This is a genomic window from Pseudomonas sp. P20, from assembly GCF_016463925.1.
Lineage (GTDB): Bacteria > Pseudomonadota > Gammaproteobacteria > Pseudomonadales > Pseudomonadaceae > Pseudomonas > Pseudomonas aeruginosa.
In genome coordinates this window covers 90,818-109,682 of sequence record NZ_JAEMVM010000035.1, presented here as the reverse complement: position 1 = coordinate 109,682, position 18,865 = coordinate 90,818, and the positions used below count along the sequence as shown (strand labels likewise).

Sequence of the window (18,865 nt, the reverse complement as noted above, 5' to 3'; positions counted from 1 at the left end):
GCGGGGAAAGGCATTCGTCAGGAACAGGCAGCGAGAAGAACTCAGGGCGAAGGCGGCAGGCCCTCTTCGACCCGGCCGAGCCGCTCGTCGGTCCGCTCGATGTCGGCGCTGTCCCAGCCGCCGCCAATTGCCGCGATCAACTGGACGCTGGCGGTCAGGCGGCTGCCGAGCAGGGTCAGCACGGTGCGTTCGTTGCTCAGCGCGGTGGCCTGGTTGGTGACCACGTCGGTGTAGTCGACGGTGCCGGCCTTGTACTGGTTCTCGGCCAGGCGCAGTGCCTCGCGGGCCGACTCCAGGGCTTCGCGCTGCACCCCGCTCTCCTCGTCGAGGACGCTCAATTGCACCAGGTAGTCCTCCACCTCGCGGAAACCGTCGAGCACGGTCTGCCGGTAGGTCGCCACGGTCTGGTCGTAGGTCGCCTCGGCCTGGTCCACCTGGGAGCCGATCAGGCCGCCGTCGAACAGGGTCATGGCGAACTGCGGGCCGATCGACCAGAAGCGGTTCGGCGTGCTGATCCAGTTGCTCAGGCTGCCGCTGCGGTAGCCGCCGGCGGCGCTCAGGGTGAGGTCGGGGAAATAGGCGGCCTTGGCCACGCCGATCTGGGCATTGGCGGAAATCACCTTGCGTTCCGCCGAGGCGATGTCCGGCCGTCGTTCGAGCAATTGCGACGGCACCACTGCCGGCAGGTCCGGCAGCTTCGGCACGCTCGCCACCGGCGGCAGGTTGAATTGCGCCGGCGGCAGGCCGACCAGCACGGCGATGGCGTGCTCCAGCTGGGCACGCTGGTACTTCAGGTCGATGGCCTGGGCCTGGGTGCTTTTCAGCTGGGTGCGGGCCTGGGCCACGTCGGCCCTGGTGACGATGCCGGCGCGGTATTTGTTCTCGGCCACCTTCAGCGAACGCTCGTAGGCCGTCACCGTGTCGTTGAGCAGGCGGATCTGTTCGTCCATCACCCGCAGTTGCAGGTAGTTCTGCGCCAGTTGCGACTGCTGGCTGAGGCGCACCGCGGCGAGGTCGGCGGCGCTGGCATGCAGGCTCGCCTGGTTGGCCTCCAGTTGCCGGCGCAGCTTGCCCCAGAGGTCGACCTCCCAGCTGACACTGAGGTTGGTCGAGTAGCTGGTGCTGATCGCGCCAGAGCCGCCGCTGCTCACCGTCGAGCCTCCCGGCAGCAACACGGTGCTGTCGCCGCCGCCCTGGCCGCTGCGGGTCTTGCCCACGTTGCCGGTGATCGACGGGAAGAACGCCGCCCGCGCGCCGCGCACCAGCGCCTCGGCCTGGCGGAACTGCGCCACCGACTGGGCCAGGGTCTGGTTGGAACGTTCCAGGTGCATCTGCAGGTCGTTCAGGGTCTGGTCGCCGTACAGCTCCCACCAGGCGCCGCGCTGGAACACGTCGCGCGGCTCGGCGCGGCGCCAGCCTTCGGCTTCCTTGAATTCGGCGGGCACCGCCAGGTCCGGTCGCTGGTAGTCGGGGCCGATGGCGCAGCCGCCGAGGGCGGCGACCAGGGCCAGGGCGAGCAACGAGGGGGTGTGTTTCATAGGGGTGTCTCCAGCGCACCGTCCGTGCGTACGCCGCGTTTCTGGTTGACCCAGTGGCGCAGGCGGTCGAGATAGAGGTAGACCACCGGGGTGGTGTACAGGGTCAGCAACTGGCTGCCGATCAGCCCGCCGACGATGGTGATGCCCAGCGGCCGGCGCAGCGCGGCGTCGCCGCCGATGCCGAAGATCAGCGGCAAGGCGCCGAGCAAGGCGGCCAGGGTGGTCATCATGATCGGCCGGAAGCGCATCATGCAGGCCTCGAGGATCGCCTCGCGCGGGCTCAGGCCGTGGTTGCGCTCGGCCTCCAGGGCGAAGTCGATCATCATGATCGCGTTCTTCTTGACGATGCCGATCAGCAGGATGATGCCGATCAGCGCGATCAGGCTCAGCTCGCTGCGGCAGAGGATCAGCGCGAGCAGCGCGCCGACCCCGGCCGAAGGCAGGGTCGAGAGGATGGTCAGCGGGTGCACATAGCTCTCGTAGAGGATGCCGAGGACGATGTACACCGCCAGCAGCGCCAGGAGGATCAGCCAGGGCATCTGGTTCTGCGTGTCCTGCACCGCGCCGGCGTTGCCCTCGAAGCTGGTCTGCACGTCCACCGGGATGTGCAGCGGCTCCAGGGCCTGCATGATGGCCTCGCGGGTCGGGCCGATCTGCGCGCCCGGTGCCAGGTTGAAGGACAGCGTGGTGGCGGCGAACTGTCCCTGGTGGTTGACCTCCAGCGGTGCCCGGCTCGGTTCGTAGTGGCTGAACGCGGACAGCGGCACGCGCTGGCCGTCGTTGCCGATCACCTGGACCTGGCGGAGGATTTCCGGGCTCTGCTGGTACTGCTGGTCGACCTCCATCACCACCCGGTACTGGTTCAGCGGGTTGAAGATGGTCGACACCTGGCGCTGGCCGAAAGAGTCGTTGAGCACCGCGTCGACCATTTCCACGTTGATCCCCAGGGTCGCCGCGCGGTCGCGGTCGATCACCAGGCGGGTCTGCACGCCCTTGTCCTGGGAGTCGCTGTTGACGTCCACCAGCTGCGGCAGCTTGCGCATCGCCGCCTCGACCTTCGGCGCCCATTCGCGGAGCAGGGTCAGGTCGTCGCTGCGCAGGGTGAATTCGTACTGCGCGTTGCTGTCGCGGCCGCCCAGGCGCACGTCCTGGCCGGCGTTGAGATAGAGCGCCGCGCCGGGCACCTTGGCGATCCGCTCGCGCAGCCGGGTGAGGACCTTCTCCACCGGGTCGCGCTCGCCGATCGGCTTGAGAGTGACGAAGAACGAACCGGTGTTGCTCGACTGCCAACGGCCGCCACCGATGAAGCCGACTACGTTTTCCACCGCCGGATCGGAAGAGAGGATCTTGCGGTACTCGCCCATCTTCGCGCTCAGGGACTGGAACGAGATGCTCTGGTCGGCCACCGCGTAGCCGCGCAGGCGCCCGGAGTCCTGCTGCGGGAGGAAGCCCTTGGGCACCACCACGAACAACCAGAGGTTCATGGCGATGCAGGCCAGCATGATCACCACCATCAGCCGCGAGTGCTCCAGCGCCCAGCCCAGGCTGGCGCGGTAGCGCAGCATGAAGGCGGCGAAGAAGCGATCGCTGCGCCGCGCCAGGGAAGCGCCTTCGGGCCGTTTCAGCGGACGCAGCAGACGCGCGCAGAGCATCGGCGTGAGGGTCAGGGATACCACCAGGGACACCAGGATCGCCGCCGAGAGAGTCACCGCGAACTCGCGGAACAGCCGTCCGGTGAGGCCGCCCATGAGCAGCAGCGGGATGAACACCGCGACCAGCGAGAGCGTCATCGACAGCACGGTGAAACCGACCTGGCGGGCGCCGGTGATCGCCGCCTGGATCGGCGGATCGCCCTCCTCGATGCGTCGGGCGATGTTCTCCACCACCACGATGGCGTCGTCCACCACGAAGCCGGTGGCGATGATCAGCGCCATCAGCGACAGGTTGTTCAGGCTGAAGTCGCACAGGTACATGACCGCGAAGGTGCCGATCAGCGAGACCGGCACCGCCAGGCTGGGGATCAGCGTGGCGCGGCCGTTGCGCAGGAACAGGAAGACCACCAGGATCACCAGCGCCACCGAGATCAGCAGGGTCAGCTCGGCCTCTTCCAGCGACGCACGGATCGACGGGCTGCGATCGTCCATCACGTTCAGCTTGACCTGCGGCCCGAGCAGTTCCTGCAACACCGGCAGTTGCGCGTGGATGGCGTCGGTGGCCTCGATGATGTTGGCGCCGGGCTGGCGGGTGACGATCAGCAGCACCGCCGGCAGATCGTCGGAAAAGCCGGCGTTGCGCACGTCCTCCACCGAGTCGCTGACCTTGGCCACGTCGCCGAGGCGCACCGCGGCGCCGTTGTCGGCGTTGTAGTGGATCACCAGCGGCTCGTACTCGCGGGCCTTGCGCAACTGGTCGTTGGCGTCCACCTGCCAGTGCTTGTCGTCCTTCTCGACGGCGCCCTTGGGGCCGTTGCTGTTGGCCGCGGCGATGGCCGTGCGCACGCTGTCCAGGGACAGCCCGTACTGGCTCATGGCATCCGGGTTGAGGTCGACCCGCACCGCCGGCAGCGAGCTGCCGCCGATGCTCACCTGCCCTACCCCCTGCACCTGCGACAGCTTGGGCGCCAGCACGGTCGAGGCGAGGTCGTACATCTCGCCGCGACTCTGGGTCTCCGAGGTCAGGGTGAGGACCATGATCGGCATGTCCGAGGGGTTGGCCTTGCGGTAGCTGGGATTGTTCGGCATACCGCTGGGCAGCAGGCTCATCGCGCCGTTGATCGCCGCCTGCACCTCGCGGGCGGCGCCGTCGATGTCCTTCTCCAGGTCGAACACGAGCACCACGGTGGTCGAGCCCAGCGAACTGCTGGAGGTCATCTCGCTGATCCCGGCGATCCGTCCCAGCGAGCGCTCCAGCGGCGTGGCCACCGACGAGGCCATGGTTTCCGGGCTGGCGCCCGGCAGGCTGGCGCTGACCACGATGGCCGGAAAATCGACGTTGGGCAGCGGCGCCACCGGCAGCAGGCCGAACGACAGGGTGCCGGCCAGCAGCAACGCCAGGGTCAGCAGCGTGGTGGCGACCGGGCGGCGGATGAAGGGCGTGGACAGACTCATCGCCCGGCGTCCCCGTCGAACCCGGCCTCGGTGTTCAGGTCCAGCCCGCGCTGCTTGCGCCAGGCCGCCCAGCGACGGGCCAGGCGGTCGAAGTAGAGATAGATCACCGGGGTGGTGAACAGGGTCAGGACCTGGCTCAGCAGCAGGCCACCGACCATAGTGATGCCCAGCGGCTGGCGCAGCTCGGCGCCGGCGCCGCCGGCGAGCATCAGCGGCAGCGCGCCGAGCAGCGCGGCCATGGTGGTCATCAGGATCGGCCGGAAGCGCAGCAGGCAGGCCTGGTAGATCGCCTCATGGGGCGGCTTGCCTTCGTTGCGCTCGGCGTCGAGGGCGAAGTCGATCATCATGATCGCGTTCTTCTTGACGATGCCGATAAGCAGGATGATGCCGATGATCGCCACGATGCCGATCTCCTGCCCCGCCAGCATCAGCGCCAGCAGCGCGCCGACCCCGGCCGAGGGCAGGGTCGAGAGGATGGTCACCGGATGGATGAAGCTCTCGTAGAGGATGCCCAGGACGATGTACATGGTCACCACCGAGGCGAGGATCAGCAGCAGCGTGTTCGACAGCGAGGCCTCGAAGGCCAGCGCCGCGCCGCGGAAGCTGCCCTGCATGCTCAGCGGCAGCTCCAGGCTGGCCTCGACGCCACGGATCGCCTCGACCGCCTCGCCCAGGGAGTAACCCTTGGCCAGGTTGAACGACAGGGTCGCCGAGGGGAACTGGGCGATATGGTTGATCGCCAGCAGGGTATGCCGCTCCTCCACCTTCGCCAGGCTCGACAGGCGCACCTGGGTGCCGTCGCTGGACGGCACGTAGAGCTGCTCCAGGGCCTGCGGGCCGAGCTGGAACTGCGGCGCCACCTCCAGCACCACGCGGTACTGGGTGGCCTGGGTGAAGATGGTCGAGATCAGCCGCTGGCCGAAGGCGTTGTAGAGCACGCTGTCGATGTCGGAGAGCTTCACGCCGAGGCGCGAGGCGGTGTCGCGGTCGATGTTCAGGTAGGCCTGCAAGCCCTTGTCCTGCCAGTCGCTGGCGACGTCGGCGAGCTGCGGCAACTCCTGCAGCCGCGCCACCAGCTTCGGCACCCACTCGGCGAGCACGTCCGGGTCGGCGTCCTGCAAGGTGAACTGGTACTGGGTGCGGGCGACCCGGTCCTCGATGGTCAGGTCCTGCACCGGCTGCATGTACAGCTTGATCCCGGGCAGGTGGTCGAGTTCGGGCTGCAGGCGCTGGATCACTTCGCTGGCGGTGACGTCGCGCTCGCTGTGCGGCTTGAGGTTGATCAGCAGGCGGCCGGTGTTGAGGGTCGGGTTGCTGCCGTCGACGCCGATGTAGGAGGACAGGCTGGCCACCGCCGGGTCCTTCAGCACCACCTCGGCAAGGGCGCGCTGGCGCTCGGACATGGCCTGGAAGGAGATCGACTGCGGCGCTTCGGCGACGCCCTGGATCACCCCGGTGTCCTGCACCGGGAAGAAGCCCTTGGGCATGGCCAGGTAGAGCAGCGCGGTCAGCGCCAGGGTGGCGATGGCCACCAGCAGGGTCAGCGGCTGGTGCCGCAGGACCACCCGCAGGGCCTTGGCGTATTGTGCGATCAGGCCATCGATGACCCGCCCCGCGGCGCGCGCGAAGCGGCCCTGCTGGTCCTCGTCGATGTGGCGCAGCAGCTTGGCGCTGAGCATCGGCGTAAGGGTCAGGGAGACGAAGCCGGAAATCAGGATCGCCACCGCCAGGGTGATGGCGAACTCGCGGAACAGCCGCCCGGCGACGTCGCCCATGAACAGCAGCGGGATCAGCACGGCGATCAGCGAGAAGGTCAGCGAGATGATGGTGAAGCCGATCTGCTTCGAGCCCTTGAGCGCCGCTTCCAGCGGCGAGTCGCCCTGCTCCAGGTAGCGGGCGATGTTCTCCACCATGACGATCGCGTCGTCGACCACGAAGCCGGTGGCGATGGTCAGCGCCATCAGGGTCAGGTTGTTGATCGAGAAGCCGGACAGGTACATCACGCCGAAGGTGCCGATCAGCGACAACGGCACGGCGAAGCTGGGAATCAGGGTGGCGTAGACGTTGCGCAGGAACAGGAAGGTGACCATCACCACCAGCGCCACCGCCAGCGCCAGCTCGAACTGCACGTCCTTGACCGAGGCGCGGATGGTGGTGGTGCGGTCGGTCAGCACCTGCACGTCGAGATTGCCCGGCAGGGTCGATTGCAGCTGCGGCAGCAGCGCCTTGATCCGGTCGACCACCTCGATCACGTTGGCCCCCGGCTGGCGCTGGATGTTCAGCACCACCGCCGGCAGGTTGTTGGCCCAGGCGGCCAGGCGCACGTTCTCGGCGTCGTCCTCGACGCTGGCGACGTCGCGGATGCGCAGCGGCGAGCCGTTCTTGTAGGCGATGATCAGGTCGCGGTAGGCGTCGGCCGAGCGCAACTGGTCGTTGGCGTCCAGGGTCGAGGCACGGGTCGGGCCGTCGAAGCTGCCCTTGGGGCCGTTGAGGTTGTTGCTGGTCACCGTGCTGCGCAGGTCCTCCAGGCTCAGCCCCGCCGCCGCCAGCGCCGTCGGGTTGGCGCGCACCCGCACCGCCGGGCGCTGGCCGCCGCTGATGCTGACCAGGCCGACCCCGGAGATCTGCGAGATCTTCTGTGCCAGGCGGGTATCCACCAGGTCCTGGATCTGCGGCAGCGGCATGCCGTCGGACATCACCGCCAGGGTCAGGATCGGTGCGTCCGCCGGATTCACCTTGCTGAACACCGGCTGGTTCGGCAGGTCGTTGGGCAGCAGGCTCTGCGCGGCGTTGATCGCCGCCTGGACTTCCTGCTCGGCGACATCGAGGTTGCTCTGCAGGCTGAATTGCAGGGTGATCACCGAGGCGCCGCCGGAACTGCTGGAAGACATCTCGTTGAGCCCCGGAATCTGCCCGAGCTGGTTCTCCAGCGGCGCGGTGATCGACGAGGTCATGATCTCCGGGCTGGCGCCGGGGTACAGGGTGACCACCTGGATGGTCGGGTAGTCCACTTCCGGCAACGCCGAGATCGGCAGGAAGCGGTAGGCGATCAGGCCCGAGAGCAGGATCGCCACCATCAGCAGGGTGGTCGCGACCGGCCGCAGGATGAACGGGCGGGACGGGTTCATTCAGCGCTCCCGCTACCCACCGAGTCGCCCTGGAGGCCGCTGGGGCGGCCAGTCTGCGGTTTCTGCGGCTCGCCCTCGAGGACCTGCGGGGAGGCCTCGGCGACACGCACTTCCATACCGTCGCGCAGGCGGTCGGTGCCTTCCACCACCACCTGCTCGCCGGCCTTCAGGCCGCTTTCCACCACCACCCGCTCGTTCTCGCTGGTGCCGATGGCGACGCTGCGCTGGCTGACCTTGTTGTCGGCGCCGACCACGTAGACATAGATACCGTTGGTGCCGCGCTGCACGGCGTTGGCCGGAATGGTCAGCACGCCCTTGAGGGTCTGCGCCAGCAGGCGCACGTTGACGAACTGGTTGGGGAACAGCTTGCCGTCGGCGTTCTCGAAGCGCGCCTTGAGCTTGACCGTGCCGGTGGTGGTGTCGATCTGGTTGTCCAGGGTGGTCAGGGTGCCTTCGGCGAGAACCTTGTCCTGGTTGCGGTCCAGCGCGGTGACCGCCAGCTTGCCGGGGCCGTTCATCTGCTCGACGACGGTGCCGATCTGCTGCTGCGGCAGGCTGAACACCACCGAGATCGGCTTGACCTGGGTGATCACCACCAGCGGCGTGGTATCGCCGCTGGTGACCAGGTTGCCGATGTCCACCTGGCGCAGGCCGAGGCGCCCGGAAATCGGTGCGCGGACCTCGGTGAAGGTCAGGTTGAGGCGGGCGTCGTCGACCTGGCCCTGGTTGGTACGGATGGTGCCCTGCAACTGGCGGACCTGGGCTTCCTGGGTATCCAGGGTCTGCTTGGCGATCGAGTCCTCGGCATACAGCCCCTTGTAGCGCTGCAGGTCGATCTCGGCGTTCTTCAGTTGCGCCTGGTTCTGCATCAGCGTGCCCTCGGCCTGGGCCAGCGCCGCCTTGTAGGTGCGCGGGTCGACCACCGCCAGCAGGTCGCCGGCCTTGACCTCCTGCCCCTCCTGGAACAGCACCTTGACCAGCTCGCCGTTGACCCGCGGCTTGACGTTCACCGTGTTGAAGGCGGTGACGGTGCCAAGCGCGTTGAAATGCAGCGCCAGGTCGCCCTGCTCCACCCTGGCCACGCCGACGGTGAGCGCGTTGGCCTTGGGCAGCGCGGCGCCCGGCTTGCCGCCGCGACCGGGTCGCCCGTCGGAGGACGGTGCCGAGGCGGGCGCCGCCAGCCACATCACCAGGCCGATCACGGCGGCGAAGGCCAGGGCGGTGATCAGCCACGGGCGCAGGGTACGGAACTTGGATTTACCGGTCGTTGGAGTCATGGTTCTTCTTCAGGCTTAGAACGGAGGCGCTTTTTCCAGGCTGCACGATAAGCATTGCAGGGGCCCAGGCAAAGCCTCTTTACCCGCTATTTACCCTTGCTTTACCGATAGTTAGGCATTCCGCCCGCATGCTTCGGCGAGCCACCCGCAGCCTGGCACCAGGCTATGACAACAAACGGCTTGCTCCGTTACGGGCGAAGGCTTGAAATAGAGCGTTCTGCATTCGCCCACTCCGCAATCGGCCAGGGACGCACAGATGATCGACCCGTTGAAACACCGCTTCGCGGCGCTCCGCAGTCGCGCCGAATTCCACTCCTTGCGCTACGTCCAGCGTAGCGGCGAGTACCTCTCGGTGCGCCGCAACGTCAGCGAACCGCCGCACTTCAGCCAGGACCGCGGCGCCATGCTCTGCGTACGGCTGAACGGCGTGGAAGCCTACGCCGCCACCAACGATCTCTCCGCGGCCGGCCTGCAGGCCGCCCTGGAGCAGGCCGAACGGCAAGCCGAGCGGATCGCCCGGCACGCCCTGTTCGACGTCCGCGGATTGCCGCCGGCAAGCGGCCGCTCGCAGTATCGCTCGCCGAACCAGGACGCCCCTTTCCCCTCCCTCGCCGAGTGCTACGAACTGCTCGCCGAGGAGTCCGCCAAGGTGCCGCGCGACGAGCGCCTGGTGAACTGGAGCGTATTCCTCGAAGTCAGCCGCCAGGAACAGCTCTACCTGAACAGCGCCGGCGCCGAGCAATACCACGAGCAGCGCTTCGTCTATCCCGGCGCCAGCGTCACCGCCTACGACGGCCATGACAGCCAGACCCGCAGTTTCGGCGGCCACCATGCCGGCCAGCAGGGCGGCGCCGAAGTGATCGAGCGCCTCGGCCTGGTCGGCGCCGCGCCGCGCATCGCCGACCAGGCCCTGCAACTGCTGGCGGCGCCGAACACCCCGAGCGGCCGCTGCGACCTGCTGCTGATGCCGGACCAGATGATCCTGCAGATCCACGAGTCGATCGGCCACCCGCTGGAGCTGGATCGCATCCTCGGCGACGAGCGCAACTACGCCGGTACCAGCTTCATCAAGACCGAGGACTTCGGTCGCTACCAGTACGGCTCCAGCCTGCTCAACGTCAGCTTCGACCCGGAAATCCCCGAGGAGCTGGCCAGCTACCGCCAGGACGACGACGGCAGCCCCGCGCGCAAGGAATACCTGATCCGCGAAGGCCGCCTGCTGCGTCCGCTCGGCGGCGCCCTGTCGCAACACCGCAGCGGCCTGGAGGGCGTCGCCAACAGCCGCGCCAGCAGTTGGAACCGCGCGCCCATCGACCGCATGGCCAATCTCAACCTGGAGCCCGGCGACAAGAGCTTCGCGCAGCTGGTGGCCGGTATCGAGCGCGGGGTGCTGATGTCCTACAACCGCTCCTGGTCGATCGACGACGCACGCAACAAGTTCCAGTTCGGCTGCGAATGGGGCCAGTTGATCGAGGACGGCGAACTCAAGGGCGTGGTGAAGAACCCCAACTACCGGGGCATCTCCGCGCAGTTCTGGCGCAACCTCAGCGCGGTGGGCGACGCCGGCACCTTCGAGGTGCTCGGCACGCCCTACTGCGGCAAGGGCGAGCCGAACCAGGTGATCCGTGTCGGCCACGCCTCGCCGGCCTGCGTATTCAGCGATGTGGACGTATTCGGGGGAGATACCTGATGCACCAGAGACAGCATTTCGAAGCCCTCGCCGAGGACCTGCGCCGGCATCTGGCCGAGGGCGAGGACTTCACCCTCTGGTACAGCGCCGAGGACTCCGAGTTCATCCGCTTCAACCGGGCGCGGGTGCGCCAGGCCGGCCGGGTGCGCCAGGCCAGCGCGCTGCTCCGGCTGATCCGCGACGAACGCCAGGCGAGCCTCGACCTGACGCTCTCCGGCGCGCCGGAAGAAGACCGCCAGCGTCTGGCCGAAGGCCTTCGGCAACTGCGCCAGAGCCTGGCCTGGATTCCCGCCGATCCCTATCTGCTGCTCGACACCTCGGCCTGGCAGCGAGAGAACCAGGACCTCGGCGCAGCGCCCGACAGCGGCGCGCTGCTGGCCAGCCTCGAACGCCGGGCGCGCGACCTCGACCTGGTCGGCATCTATGCCGCCGGACCGCTGTTCCGTGGCTTCGCCAACTCCTGGGGCGCCTTCGGCTGGCATGCCGGCAGCAGCTTCAACTTCGACTGGAGCCTGTTCCATGGCAACGGCCAGGCGGTGAAGGCCGACTACGCCGGCCAGCGCTGGGACGACGAAGCCTTCGCCCGGCGCTTCGAACAGGCCCGGGAGCAGCTCGGCCACCTGGGCAAGCCGCTGCGCCAGTTGCGCCCCGGCGACTATCGCGCCTACCTGGCGCCGGCGGCGCTCGAGGAAGTCATGCAGATGCTCTGCTGGGGCGGTTTCTCCGCGCGCGCCCTGGCTACCGGCGAAAGCCCCCTGCAACGCCTGCAGAACGGCGACGCCCTGCTCAGCCCGCTGCTGAACCTCGCCGAGCGCCCTGCCACCTCGCCCTCCCCGGCATTCAGCGCGGAAGGCTCGCCGCGCGCCGAGGTCGAACTGGTCGGCAACGGCCGCCTGAGCGGACGCCTGGTGAGTTCGCGCAGCGCCCGCGAATACGGCCTGGTAGCCAATGGCGCCGGCGCCAACGAGGCGCCCACGGCGCTGGACATGGCCGGCGGCAGCCTGGAACAGGCGCGTATCCTCGAGGCCCTGGATACCGGCCTGTACATCGGCAACCTGTGGTACCTGAACTACTCGGACATGCCCGCCGCACGCCTGACCGGAATGACCCGCTTCGCCACCTTCTGGGTGGAGAACGGCCAGATCCGGGCGCCGGTCAGCACCATGCGCTTCGACGACAGCCTGTACAGCTTCCTCGGCGCCCATCTGGAAGACCTCAGCCACGAGCGCGAACTGCGCCTGTCCAGCAATACCTACGGCGAACGCCAGACCGACTCGATGCACCTGCCGGGCGCGCTGACCGGGCGCTTCACCCTCACGCTCTGAATCCACACGGCGCTCCCCGGCGGTTCGCCGCCCGGGAGCGCCGCGTGCGCAATCCGAAGAACGACCGCCGATATTCCGGCGCCATTATCACGCCACCATAAACGGACCGACTCCCTCCTCGTTATCCACTCTGGTGACACACGCCCGAGAGGAACCCACCGCACGCATATCCCATTCGGTACACGGAGGTGAAGCTATGCCCGCTTTGAGTCGTCGTTCGTTCGTGACCCTGACCGCCCTGGCCTCCAGCAGCATCCTGCTGAGCCCGCGAGCCTTCGCCGGGAGCGGCGCGACAAGCGCCGCCGGCAAGCCGCAAGAGACCTTCCTGGATTTCAACGAAAGCCCCTACGGCCCCTCCGCCAAGGCCAGGGCCGCCATGCAGCGAGCGGCCGCGCTCTGCGGTCGCTACGACTACGACGCGCAGGACGCCCTGGTCGGCCTGTTCGCCAAGCAGAACGGCATCCCCGCCGAATGCGTGCACGCCTACTGCGGCTCGCGCCAGCCGCTGCAATACGCCGTCGCGGCGTTCACCGGCAAGGAGCGCGGCCTGGTCATCGCCGATCCCTCCTACGACTCCGTGGTTGGCGCCGCCCAGGCCCAGGGGGCGAAGGTCGCTGCCGTGCCGCTGGACGCCGAGGCGGCCCACGACATCGAGCGCATGCTCGCCGCCGCGCAACGCGACGCTGGGCTGATCTATATCTGCAACCCGAACAACCCGACCGGCACCCTCACCCCGCACGAGCGGATCGTCAGGGCGATCGAACGCAAGCCCGAGCGCAGCGTGGTGCTGGTCGACGAGGCGTATATCCATTTTTCCGACGCACCCAGCGTCGTCGGCCTGGCCGTCCAGCGCCAGGATGTGCTGGTCCTGCGTACCTTCTCGAAACTCTACGGGATGGCCGGCGCCCGGCTCGGCCTGGCCATCGGGCATCCGCAGCTGCTGGCGCGGCTGGAGCGCTTCGGCGGCCACAACGTGGTGCCCTCGCCGACCGCCCACGCCGGGCTGGAAAGCCTGCGTGACGACGATCTGGTGCCACGGCGCAAGCAGCAGAACGCAGAGGTCCGCGAGCGCACCATCGCCTGGCTGCGCCAGCAGGGCTTCCGCTGCACCGCCTCGCAGTCCAACTGTTTCATGGTGGATATGCGCCGTCCCGCCGAGCTGGTCATCGCCGAACTGGAGAAACAGCGGGTGCACGTTGGCCGCCCGTGGGCCTCCTGGCCCAACTGGGTCCGCGTGACGGTAGGCAGCGAGGAAGAGATGCAGGCGTTCCGGAGCGCCTTCGCCAGCGTCAGCCGGCGCCACCAGGTCGCCATGCGCTAGCGCTGCGTCTCTGCGACGCAGGGCGGATGACCGCGCCGCGATTATCCGCCCTGCTCATGGCCCGAAGCGAGCAGCCAAGGGATTCGGGTTCGCCCGTTACCAGCCAGCCTGGCTGACAGTCATGGGACGAAGCGGGTTGGCCGTGGGGCTCAGAGAGCCGCCAGGGCCGCCGCGTAGTTCGGCTCGTCGGCGATTTCGCCGACCAGTTCGCTGTGCAGCACCTTGTTCTGCTCGTCGAGCACCACCACGGCGCGCGCGGCCAGGCCGGCCAGCGGGCCGCTGGCGATGGCCACGCCATAGTTCTCGAGGAACTCGCGACCGCGCAGGGTCGACAGGTTGACTACGTTCTCCAGGCCTTCGGCGCCGCAGAAGCGCTTCTGCGCGAACGGCAGGTCGGCGGAGATGCACAGCACCACGGTGTTGGCCAGCTTGCCGGCCTCGACGTTGAACTTGCGCACCGAGGTGGCGCAGGTCGGGGTGTCGACGCTGGGGAAGATGTTCAGCACCTTGCGCTTGCCGGCGAAGTTTTCCAGGGTCACGTCGGCGAGGTCGCCGCCGACCAGGCTGAAGGCCGGAGCCTGGGCGCCTTTCTGCGGGAGCTGGCCATCGACGTTGACCGGGTTGCCCTTGAGAGTCACTTGAGCCATTGCGTTGATCCTTCTAGTCAGTGAGAAGCCGCCGGCCCTGTGGCCGGCGGCGGAAGCATTCGGGGCCGGCGACGATGCTAGCACGCTTTACCCGAGCGAAAACCTCGGGTTTGAGCGTCGCCGTCCCCCGAGGCTCAACTCCTGGCCTTGGCGAAATACTCCCGGGTCAGGCGGAACACCACCGGACTCAGCAGCAGCAAGGCGATCAGGTTGGGAATCGCCATCAGCGCGTTGAGGGTATCCGCCACCAGCCAGGCGAAGTCCAGCTGGGTCATGGCGCCGAACGGAATCGCCAGGGTCCAGACGATCCGGAACGGCAGGATCGCCCGGGTGCCCGCCAGGTACTCCCAGCAGCGCTCGCCGTAGTAGCTCCAGCCGAGGATGGTGGTATAGGCGAACACCACCAGGGCCAGCGACAGGATGTAGTGGCCGACGCCCGGCATCGCCGCCTCGAACGCCGCCGAGGACAGCGCCGCGCCGCTGGCGCCGCTGGTCCAGACGCCCGAGGTGATGATCGCCAGGCCGGTCAGGCTGCAGATGATCAGGGTATCGATGAAGGTGCCGAGCATACCGATCAGGCCCGAACGCACCGCGCTATGGGTCGTGCCGGCGGCCTGGGCGATGCCGGCGGTGCCGAGGCCGGCCTCGTTGGAGAAGATCCCGCGTGCGACGCCGAAACGGATTGCCGCCATCACCGCTGCGCCGGCGAAGCCGCCGGTGGCGGCGATCGGCGTGAAGGCGTGGGTGAAGATCAGTTGGAACGCGCCGGGAATCGCCTCGGCATGGACCACCAGGACGATCACCGAGGCGACGATGTAGCCGACGCACATGAAGGGCACCAGGGCTTCGGCGACCTTGCCGATACGGCGGATGCCACCAAGGATCACCAGCCCGGTGACGAGCATGGTGGCGACCCCGGTGACCCAGTCGGGCACGCCGAAGGAAACCTCCAGGGCATCGGCCATGCTGTTGACCTGGACCATGTTGCCGATACCGAAGCCGGCGAGCCCGCCGAACAGCGCGAAGGCCGCGCCGAGCCAGGCCCAGCGCTTGCCCAGACCGTTCTTGATGGCATACATCGGACCGCCGACGTGTTCGTTGCGCTCATCCTTCTCGCGGTAGTGCACCGCCAGCACCACTTCGGAGAACTTGGTGGCCATTCCCACCAGCGCGGTGCACCACATCCAGAACAGCGCGCCCGGGCCGCCGAGGAAGATCGCCGTGGCCACCCCGGCGATGTTGCCGGTACCGACGGTGGCCGCCAGGCAGGTCATCAGCGCCTGGAACGGGCTGATCTCGCCGCTGCTCTCGTCATCCTTGCTACGCCCCTGCCAGAGCAGGCGAAAGCCGACTCCCAGGCGCACCAGGGGCATGAACTTCAACCCCAGCATCAGGTACAGGCCGGTGCCGAGAATCAGCACCAGCATCAACGGCCCCCAGACCACGCCGTTCAGGTCGACCACCCACTTCTGCAAGCTTTCCATCAGCGATCCTTATTCTTGTTCGAATGAATGCGGCCTGGCGGCAGCGGGCATCCGGAACTCGGACGAACATCCCTGCTCGACAGGCCAAGGCTGCCGATCCTAACGAGGTTCTCTCGGCGAAATCGAGAAAAATCTTCGCCCGGAAAGCCTGCGTCTCATTGCGTCTCGCCGGCCGCCTGGCGACCGAACAGTTCCACCAGCCAGTCGACGAACACCCTCACCCGCGGCGACAACTGGCGCTGCGAGGGATACACGGCATGCAGCGGCAGCGATGGCGGCAACCATTCTCCGAGCACTTGTCGGAGGCTACCGTCGGCCAGGCCGGCGGCGACGTGATAGTGCGGCGCCTGGATCAGCCCGAGCCCGGCCCGGCAGGCGGCGACGTAGGCATCGGCGTTGTTGACGCTGACCCGGCTGCGCATCGGCAACGTGCGCAGACGCCCGTCGACGCTGAACTCGAAGTCGAAGGTACGCCCGCTGGAAGGCGACTGGTAGTTCACCGCGAGGTGCCCGCCGAGCTCGGCGAGCTGCCGCGGATGGCCATGACGCTCCAGGTAGGCGGCGCTGGCGCAGGTCACCTGCGGCAGGTCGGCCAGGTGCCGGCCGACCAGGCTGGAATCGTGCAGCTCGCCGACCCGCAGCACGCAGTCCGCACCCTCGCGCAGCAGGTCGACCAGGCGATCGTTGCTGCTCAACTGCAGCTCCAGTTCCGGGTAGCGCTCGCAGAACTCCGGCAGGAACGGAATCACCCGCATCCGCCCCAGCGCGCCCGGCAGGTCGACCCGCAAGCGCCCGCGCGGGTTGTTCAGGACGCGTGGAAAGCAGCTTTCCGCCTCCTCCAGGTCCGCCAGCAGGCGCACGCAACGCTCGTAGTAGGCCTGCCCGTCGAGGGTCAGGCTGACCTGGCGGGTGGTGCGCTGCAGCAACTGCACGCCAAGGTGCGCCTCCAGTTGCTGGATCGCCTGGGTCACGCTGGCGCGCGGCAGCTCCAGGCTGTCCGCGGCCTTGCCGAAGGCGCCCAGCTCGACGATGCGGGTGAAGGCCTGCATGGCCTGGAAACGATCCATCGGACACCCTCGATTATTTGGAAAATACGAATGGTAAAACCGTAATTATGGGCTTTATCCAGACCAATGCAGAGCGAAGAATGACGACGTTTTCCTTCCCTCCCGCGAGGCTCGACACATGAAAACCCGTCAACTCGGCCACAACGGCCCTTCCGTCTCCGCCATTGGCCTCGGCTGCATGGGCATGACCGACTTCTACACCACCGGCGGCGACCGCCAGGAGGCCATCGCCACCCTGCATCGCGCCGTGGAACTCGGGCTGAACTTCTTCGATACCGCCGACATGTACGGCCCGCACAGTAACGAGGAACTGCTCGGCGAGGCCCTGCGCGGCAAACGCGAGCAGGTGTTCCTGGCCAGCAAGTTCGGCATCGTCCGCGACCCTGCCAATCCCCGGGCGCGCGGCGTCGACGGCAGCCCGGCGTACATCCGCCGCGCCATCGAAGGCAGCCTGAAGCGCCTCGGTACCGACCGCCTGGACCTGTACTATCAGCACCGCATGGACCCGCAGGTACCCATCGAGGACAGCGTCGGCGCCCTCGCCGACCTGGTGAAGGCCGGCAAGATCCGCCACATCGGTCTCAGCGAAGCCTCGGCGGAAACCCTCGAGCGTGCCCACCGGGTGCACCCGATCAGCGCGTTGCAGAGCGAGTACTCGCTGTGGACCCGCGATCCGGAGGACACCGGGGTGCTCGCCGCCTGCCGTCGCCTGGGCATCGCCTTCGTCCCCTACAGCCCGCTGGGTCGAGGCTTCCTTACCGGCACCCTGAAGCGCCCGGAAGACTTCGCCGCCGACGACTACCGTCGTTTCAGCCCGCGCTTCCAGGGCGAGAACTTCGCGAAGAACCTGAAGCTGGTGGACAAGGTCGGCGAACTGGCCGCAGCCAAGGGCGTGAAACCCTCGCAACTGGCGCTGGCCTGGGTGCTGGCGCAGGGCGATGACCTGATCCCGATTCCCGGCACCAAGCAGCGGCGCTACCTGGAGGAGAACGTCGCCGCGACGGAATTGCGCCTGAGCGCGGCGGAACTGGCCGAGCTGGATGCGATCTTCCCCGCCGAGGCGGTCGCCGGCAGTCGCTATAGCGAGGAAGGCATGCGCCTGGTCAATCTCTGAGACAGTGAAGCTGCGGTCACGTCCCCGTATGCCGGAGCCTGGTTGTAGGGCGAATCACCGCTTGCGGTTATCCGCCGCTTATCCGGGGTTTCGGCGGATACCGCCTGTGACGGTATCCGCCCTACGGGTCTCTATCGCTCGCAATTTCCTGGCTGCCTACACGGCGGGAAAACGACGACGGGGCGGCCGCCATCGGCAACCGCCCCGCTCCCCTCGGCGCCAGGCGAACCTCAGGGCGTCCACCAGTAGCGCACCACGTGGAAGAAGATCGGCGCGGCGAAGCACACCGAGTCCAGGCGGTCGAGCATGCCACCGTGGCCTTCGATCATGTGCCCCCAGTCCTTGACCCCACGGTCGCGCTTGATCGCCGACATCACCAGGCCGCCGAAGAAGCCCAGCAGGTTGATCAGCAGCGCGATCAACGCCGCCTGCCAGAGGTTGAACGGGGTGATCCACCACAGCGAGGCGCCGATGGCGGTGGCCAGGGCGATGCCGCCGACGAAGCCTTCGACGGTCTTCGACGGCGACAGGTTGGGAGCGATCTTGCGCTTGCCGAACAGCTTGCCGCAGATGTACTGCATCACGTCGGAGAGCTGCACGACGATCACCAGGTAGGCGATCAGCAGCAGGTTGCGCCCCTCGAAGCCGGGGATGTCGAGGGTCAGCAGCGCCGGCACGAAGGAGATACAGAACACCGCCAGCATCAGGCCCCACTGCACTTTCGAGGCGCGCTCGAGGAAGTGCTTGGTGTCGCCGCCCAGCGAGGCGAGGATCGGCAACAGCAGGAACACGTACACCGGGATGAAGATCGAGAACATGCTGTACCAGTCGATGTAGATCAGCAGGTACTGCATCGGCAGCACGAAGTAGAACGCCGCCACCAGCGCCGGGTAGTCGCTGCGCCGGGTCGGGGTGAGGGTGATGAACTCGCGCAGGGCGTAGAACGACACGCCATAGAACAGCAGGATCACCGCCGCCTGGCCAAGCCAGAAGGCGAAACCGATCACCAGGACCATCGCCCACCAGGCGTTGATCCGCGCGTTCAGGTTGTCGATCACCGCGTTCGGGCCGGGACCGGCGCGCCACTTGAGGACGAAGCCGACCAGCGAGGCGAGCAGCAGCAGCGCGCCGATCCCGCCGAAGAGCATCCAGGTCTGTTCGTTCATC

12 protein-coding genes are annotated in these 18,865 nt (G+C 67.7%); 4 read left to right on the top strand and 8 right to left on the bottom strand.

Annotated elements, in window-relative coordinates:
• Window positions 1-41 precede the first annotated feature (41 nt).
• From opmB to muxA, 4 genes are read right to left on the bottom strand one after another with little or no spacing between them, the layout of a single operon-like run.
• A complete protein-coding gene (opmB, locus tag JHD77_RS28985) occupies window positions 42-1,538 on the bottom strand; it encodes a multidrug efflux RND transporter outer membrane subunit OpmB (RefSeq protein WP_031755881.1) in 1,497 nt (498 codons plus the stop codon).
• Complete coding sequence (gene muxC, locus JHD77_RS28980; protein ID WP_003089914.1) at window positions 1,535-4,645, bottom strand: multidrug efflux RND transporter permease subunit MuxC; 3,111 nt, start codon at window positions 4,643-4,645, stop codon at window positions 1,535-1,537. The genes opmB and muxC overlap by 4 nt, the downstream gene beginning before the upstream one ends.
• Window positions 4,642-7,773, bottom strand: a complete 3,132-nt coding sequence (muxB, locus tag JHD77_RS28975) for a multidrug efflux RND transporter permease subunit MuxB (protein ID WP_003089920.1) — start codon at window positions 7,771-7,773, stop codon at window positions 4,642-4,644. The genes muxC and muxB overlap by 4 nt, the downstream gene beginning before the upstream one ends.
• Window positions 7,770-9,050 (bottom strand): multidrug efflux RND transporter periplasmic adaptor subunit MuxA, encoded by a 1,281-nt coding sequence (gene muxA / locus JHD77_RS28970; RefSeq protein ID WP_003111498.1) that lies wholly within the window; start codon window positions 9,048-9,050, stop codon window positions 7,770-7,772. The genes muxB and muxA overlap by 4 nt, the downstream gene beginning before the upstream one ends.
• Window positions 9,051-9,306: 256 nt before the next feature.
• Here muxA and JHD77_RS28965 point away from each other — a divergent pair, with 256 nt between their 5' ends.
• From JHD77_RS28965 to ptaA, 3 genes are all read left to right on the top strand, one after another.
• Window positions 9,307-10,740: a TldD/PmbA family protein gene (locus JHD77_RS28965; RefSeq protein WP_003113321.1), complete on the top strand. Its 1,434-nt coding sequence runs from the start codon at window positions 9,307-9,309 to the stop codon at window positions 10,738-10,740.
• A complete protein-coding gene (locus tag JHD77_RS28960; RefSeq protein WP_003113322.1) occupies window positions 10,740-12,065 on the top strand; it encodes a TldD/PmbA family protein in 1,326 nt (441 codons plus the stop codon). The genes JHD77_RS28965 and JHD77_RS28960 overlap by 1 nt, the downstream gene beginning before the upstream one ends.
• Before the next feature lie 196 nt (window positions 12,066-12,261).
• Window positions 12,262-13,386 carry a pyoverdine biosynthesis transaminase PtaA gene (gene ptaA / locus JHD77_RS28955; protein WP_003113323.1) on the top strand — a complete coding sequence of 375 codons (1,125 nt, stop codon included), beginning with the start codon at window positions 12,262-12,264 and terminating at the stop codon, window positions 13,384-13,386.
• 149 nt (window positions 13,387-13,535) lie between these two features.
• Here ptaA and tpx read toward each other — a convergent pair whose 3' ends face one another.
• The 3 genes from tpx to JHD77_RS28940 all read right to left on the bottom strand — a co-directional run bounded on the left by tpx (window position 13,536) and on the right by JHD77_RS28940 (window position 16,584).
• Window positions 13,536-14,033: a thiol peroxidase gene (tpx, locus tag JHD77_RS28950; protein ID WP_003089950.1), complete on the bottom strand. Its 498-nt coding sequence runs from the start codon at window positions 14,031-14,033 to the stop codon at window positions 13,536-13,538.
• Window positions 14,034-14,167: 134 nt separating this feature from the next.
• Complete coding sequence (locus JHD77_RS28945) at window positions 14,168-15,517, bottom strand: alanine/glycine:cation symporter family protein (protein WP_003113324.1); 1,350 nt, start codon at window positions 15,515-15,517, stop codon at window positions 14,168-14,170.
• Between the two features lie 155 nt (window positions 15,518-15,672).
• The gene (locus tag JHD77_RS28940; RefSeq protein ID WP_003120066.1) at window positions 15,673-16,584 is read right to left on the bottom strand and encodes a LysR family transcriptional regulator; all 912 of its coding nucleotides are present in this window, start codon (window positions 16,582-16,584) and stop codon (window positions 15,673-15,675) included.
• 118 nt (window positions 16,585-16,702) lie between these two features.
• Between JHD77_RS28940 and JHD77_RS28935 the strand changes: the two genes are divergently transcribed.
• The gene (locus JHD77_RS28935) at window positions 16,703-17,698 is read left to right on the top strand and encodes an aldo/keto reductase (RefSeq protein ID WP_003113326.1); all 996 of its coding nucleotides are present in this window, start codon (window positions 16,703-16,705) and stop codon (window positions 17,696-17,698) included.
• 230 nt (window positions 17,699-17,928) lie between these two features.
• Here the strand turns inward: JHD77_RS28935 and JHD77_RS28930 are convergent, their stop codons facing one another.
• On the bottom strand, window positions 17,929-18,864 hold the full coding sequence (locus tag JHD77_RS28930; protein ID WP_003089962.1) for a phosphatidate cytidylyltransferase: 936 nt from the start codon (window positions 18,862-18,864) through the stop codon (window positions 17,929-17,931).
• Window position 18,865 lies beyond the last annotated feature (1 nt).

What these genes read in the sequence shown, in the direction of transcription:
- opmB (WP_031755881.1), bottom strand. Translation starts at nt 1,538, where the DNA reads ATGAAACACACCCCCTCGTTGCTCGCCCTGGCCCTGGTCGCCGCCCTC.
- muxC (WP_003089914.1), bottom strand. Translation starts at nt 4,645, where the DNA reads ATGAGTCTGTCCACGCCCTTCATCCGCCGCCCGGTCGCCACCACGCTG.
- muxB (WP_003089920.1), bottom strand. Translation starts at nt 7,773, where the DNA reads ATGAACCCGTCCCGCCCGTTCATCCTGCGGCCGGTCGCGACCACCCTG.
- muxA (WP_003111498.1), bottom strand. Translation starts at nt 9,050, where the DNA reads ATGACTCCAACGACCGGTAAATCCAAGTTCCGTACCCTGCGCCCGTGG.
- JHD77_RS28965 (WP_003113321.1), top strand. Translation starts at nt 9,307, where the DNA reads ATGATCGACCCGTTGAAACACCGCTTCGCGGCGCTCCGCAGTCGCGCC.
- JHD77_RS28960 (WP_003113322.1), top strand. Translation starts at nt 10,740, where the DNA reads ATGCACCAGAGACAGCATTTCGAAGCCCTCGCCGAGGACCTGCGCCGG.
- ptaA (WP_003113323.1), top strand. Translation starts at nt 12,262, where the DNA reads ATGCCCGCTTTGAGTCGTCGTTCGTTCGTGACCCTGACCGCCCTGGCC.
- tpx (WP_003089950.1), bottom strand. Translation starts at nt 14,033, where the DNA reads ATGGCTCAAGTGACTCTCAAGGGCAACCCGGTCAACGTCGATGGCCAG.
- JHD77_RS28945 (WP_003113324.1), bottom strand. Translation starts at nt 15,517, where the DNA reads ATGGAAAGCTTGCAGAAGTGGGTGGTCGACCTGAACGGCGTGGTCTGG.
- JHD77_RS28940 (WP_003120066.1), bottom strand. Translation starts at nt 16,584, where the DNA reads ATGGATCGTTTCCAGGCCATGCAGGCCTTCACCCGCATCGTCGAGCTG.
- JHD77_RS28935 (WP_003113326.1), top strand. Translation starts at nt 16,703, where the DNA reads ATGAAAACCCGTCAACTCGGCCACAACGGCCCTTCCGTCTCCGCCATT.
- JHD77_RS28930 (WP_003089962.1), bottom strand. Translation starts at nt 18,864, where the DNA reads ATGAACGAACAGACCTGGATGCTCTTCGGCGGGATCGGCGCGCTGCTG.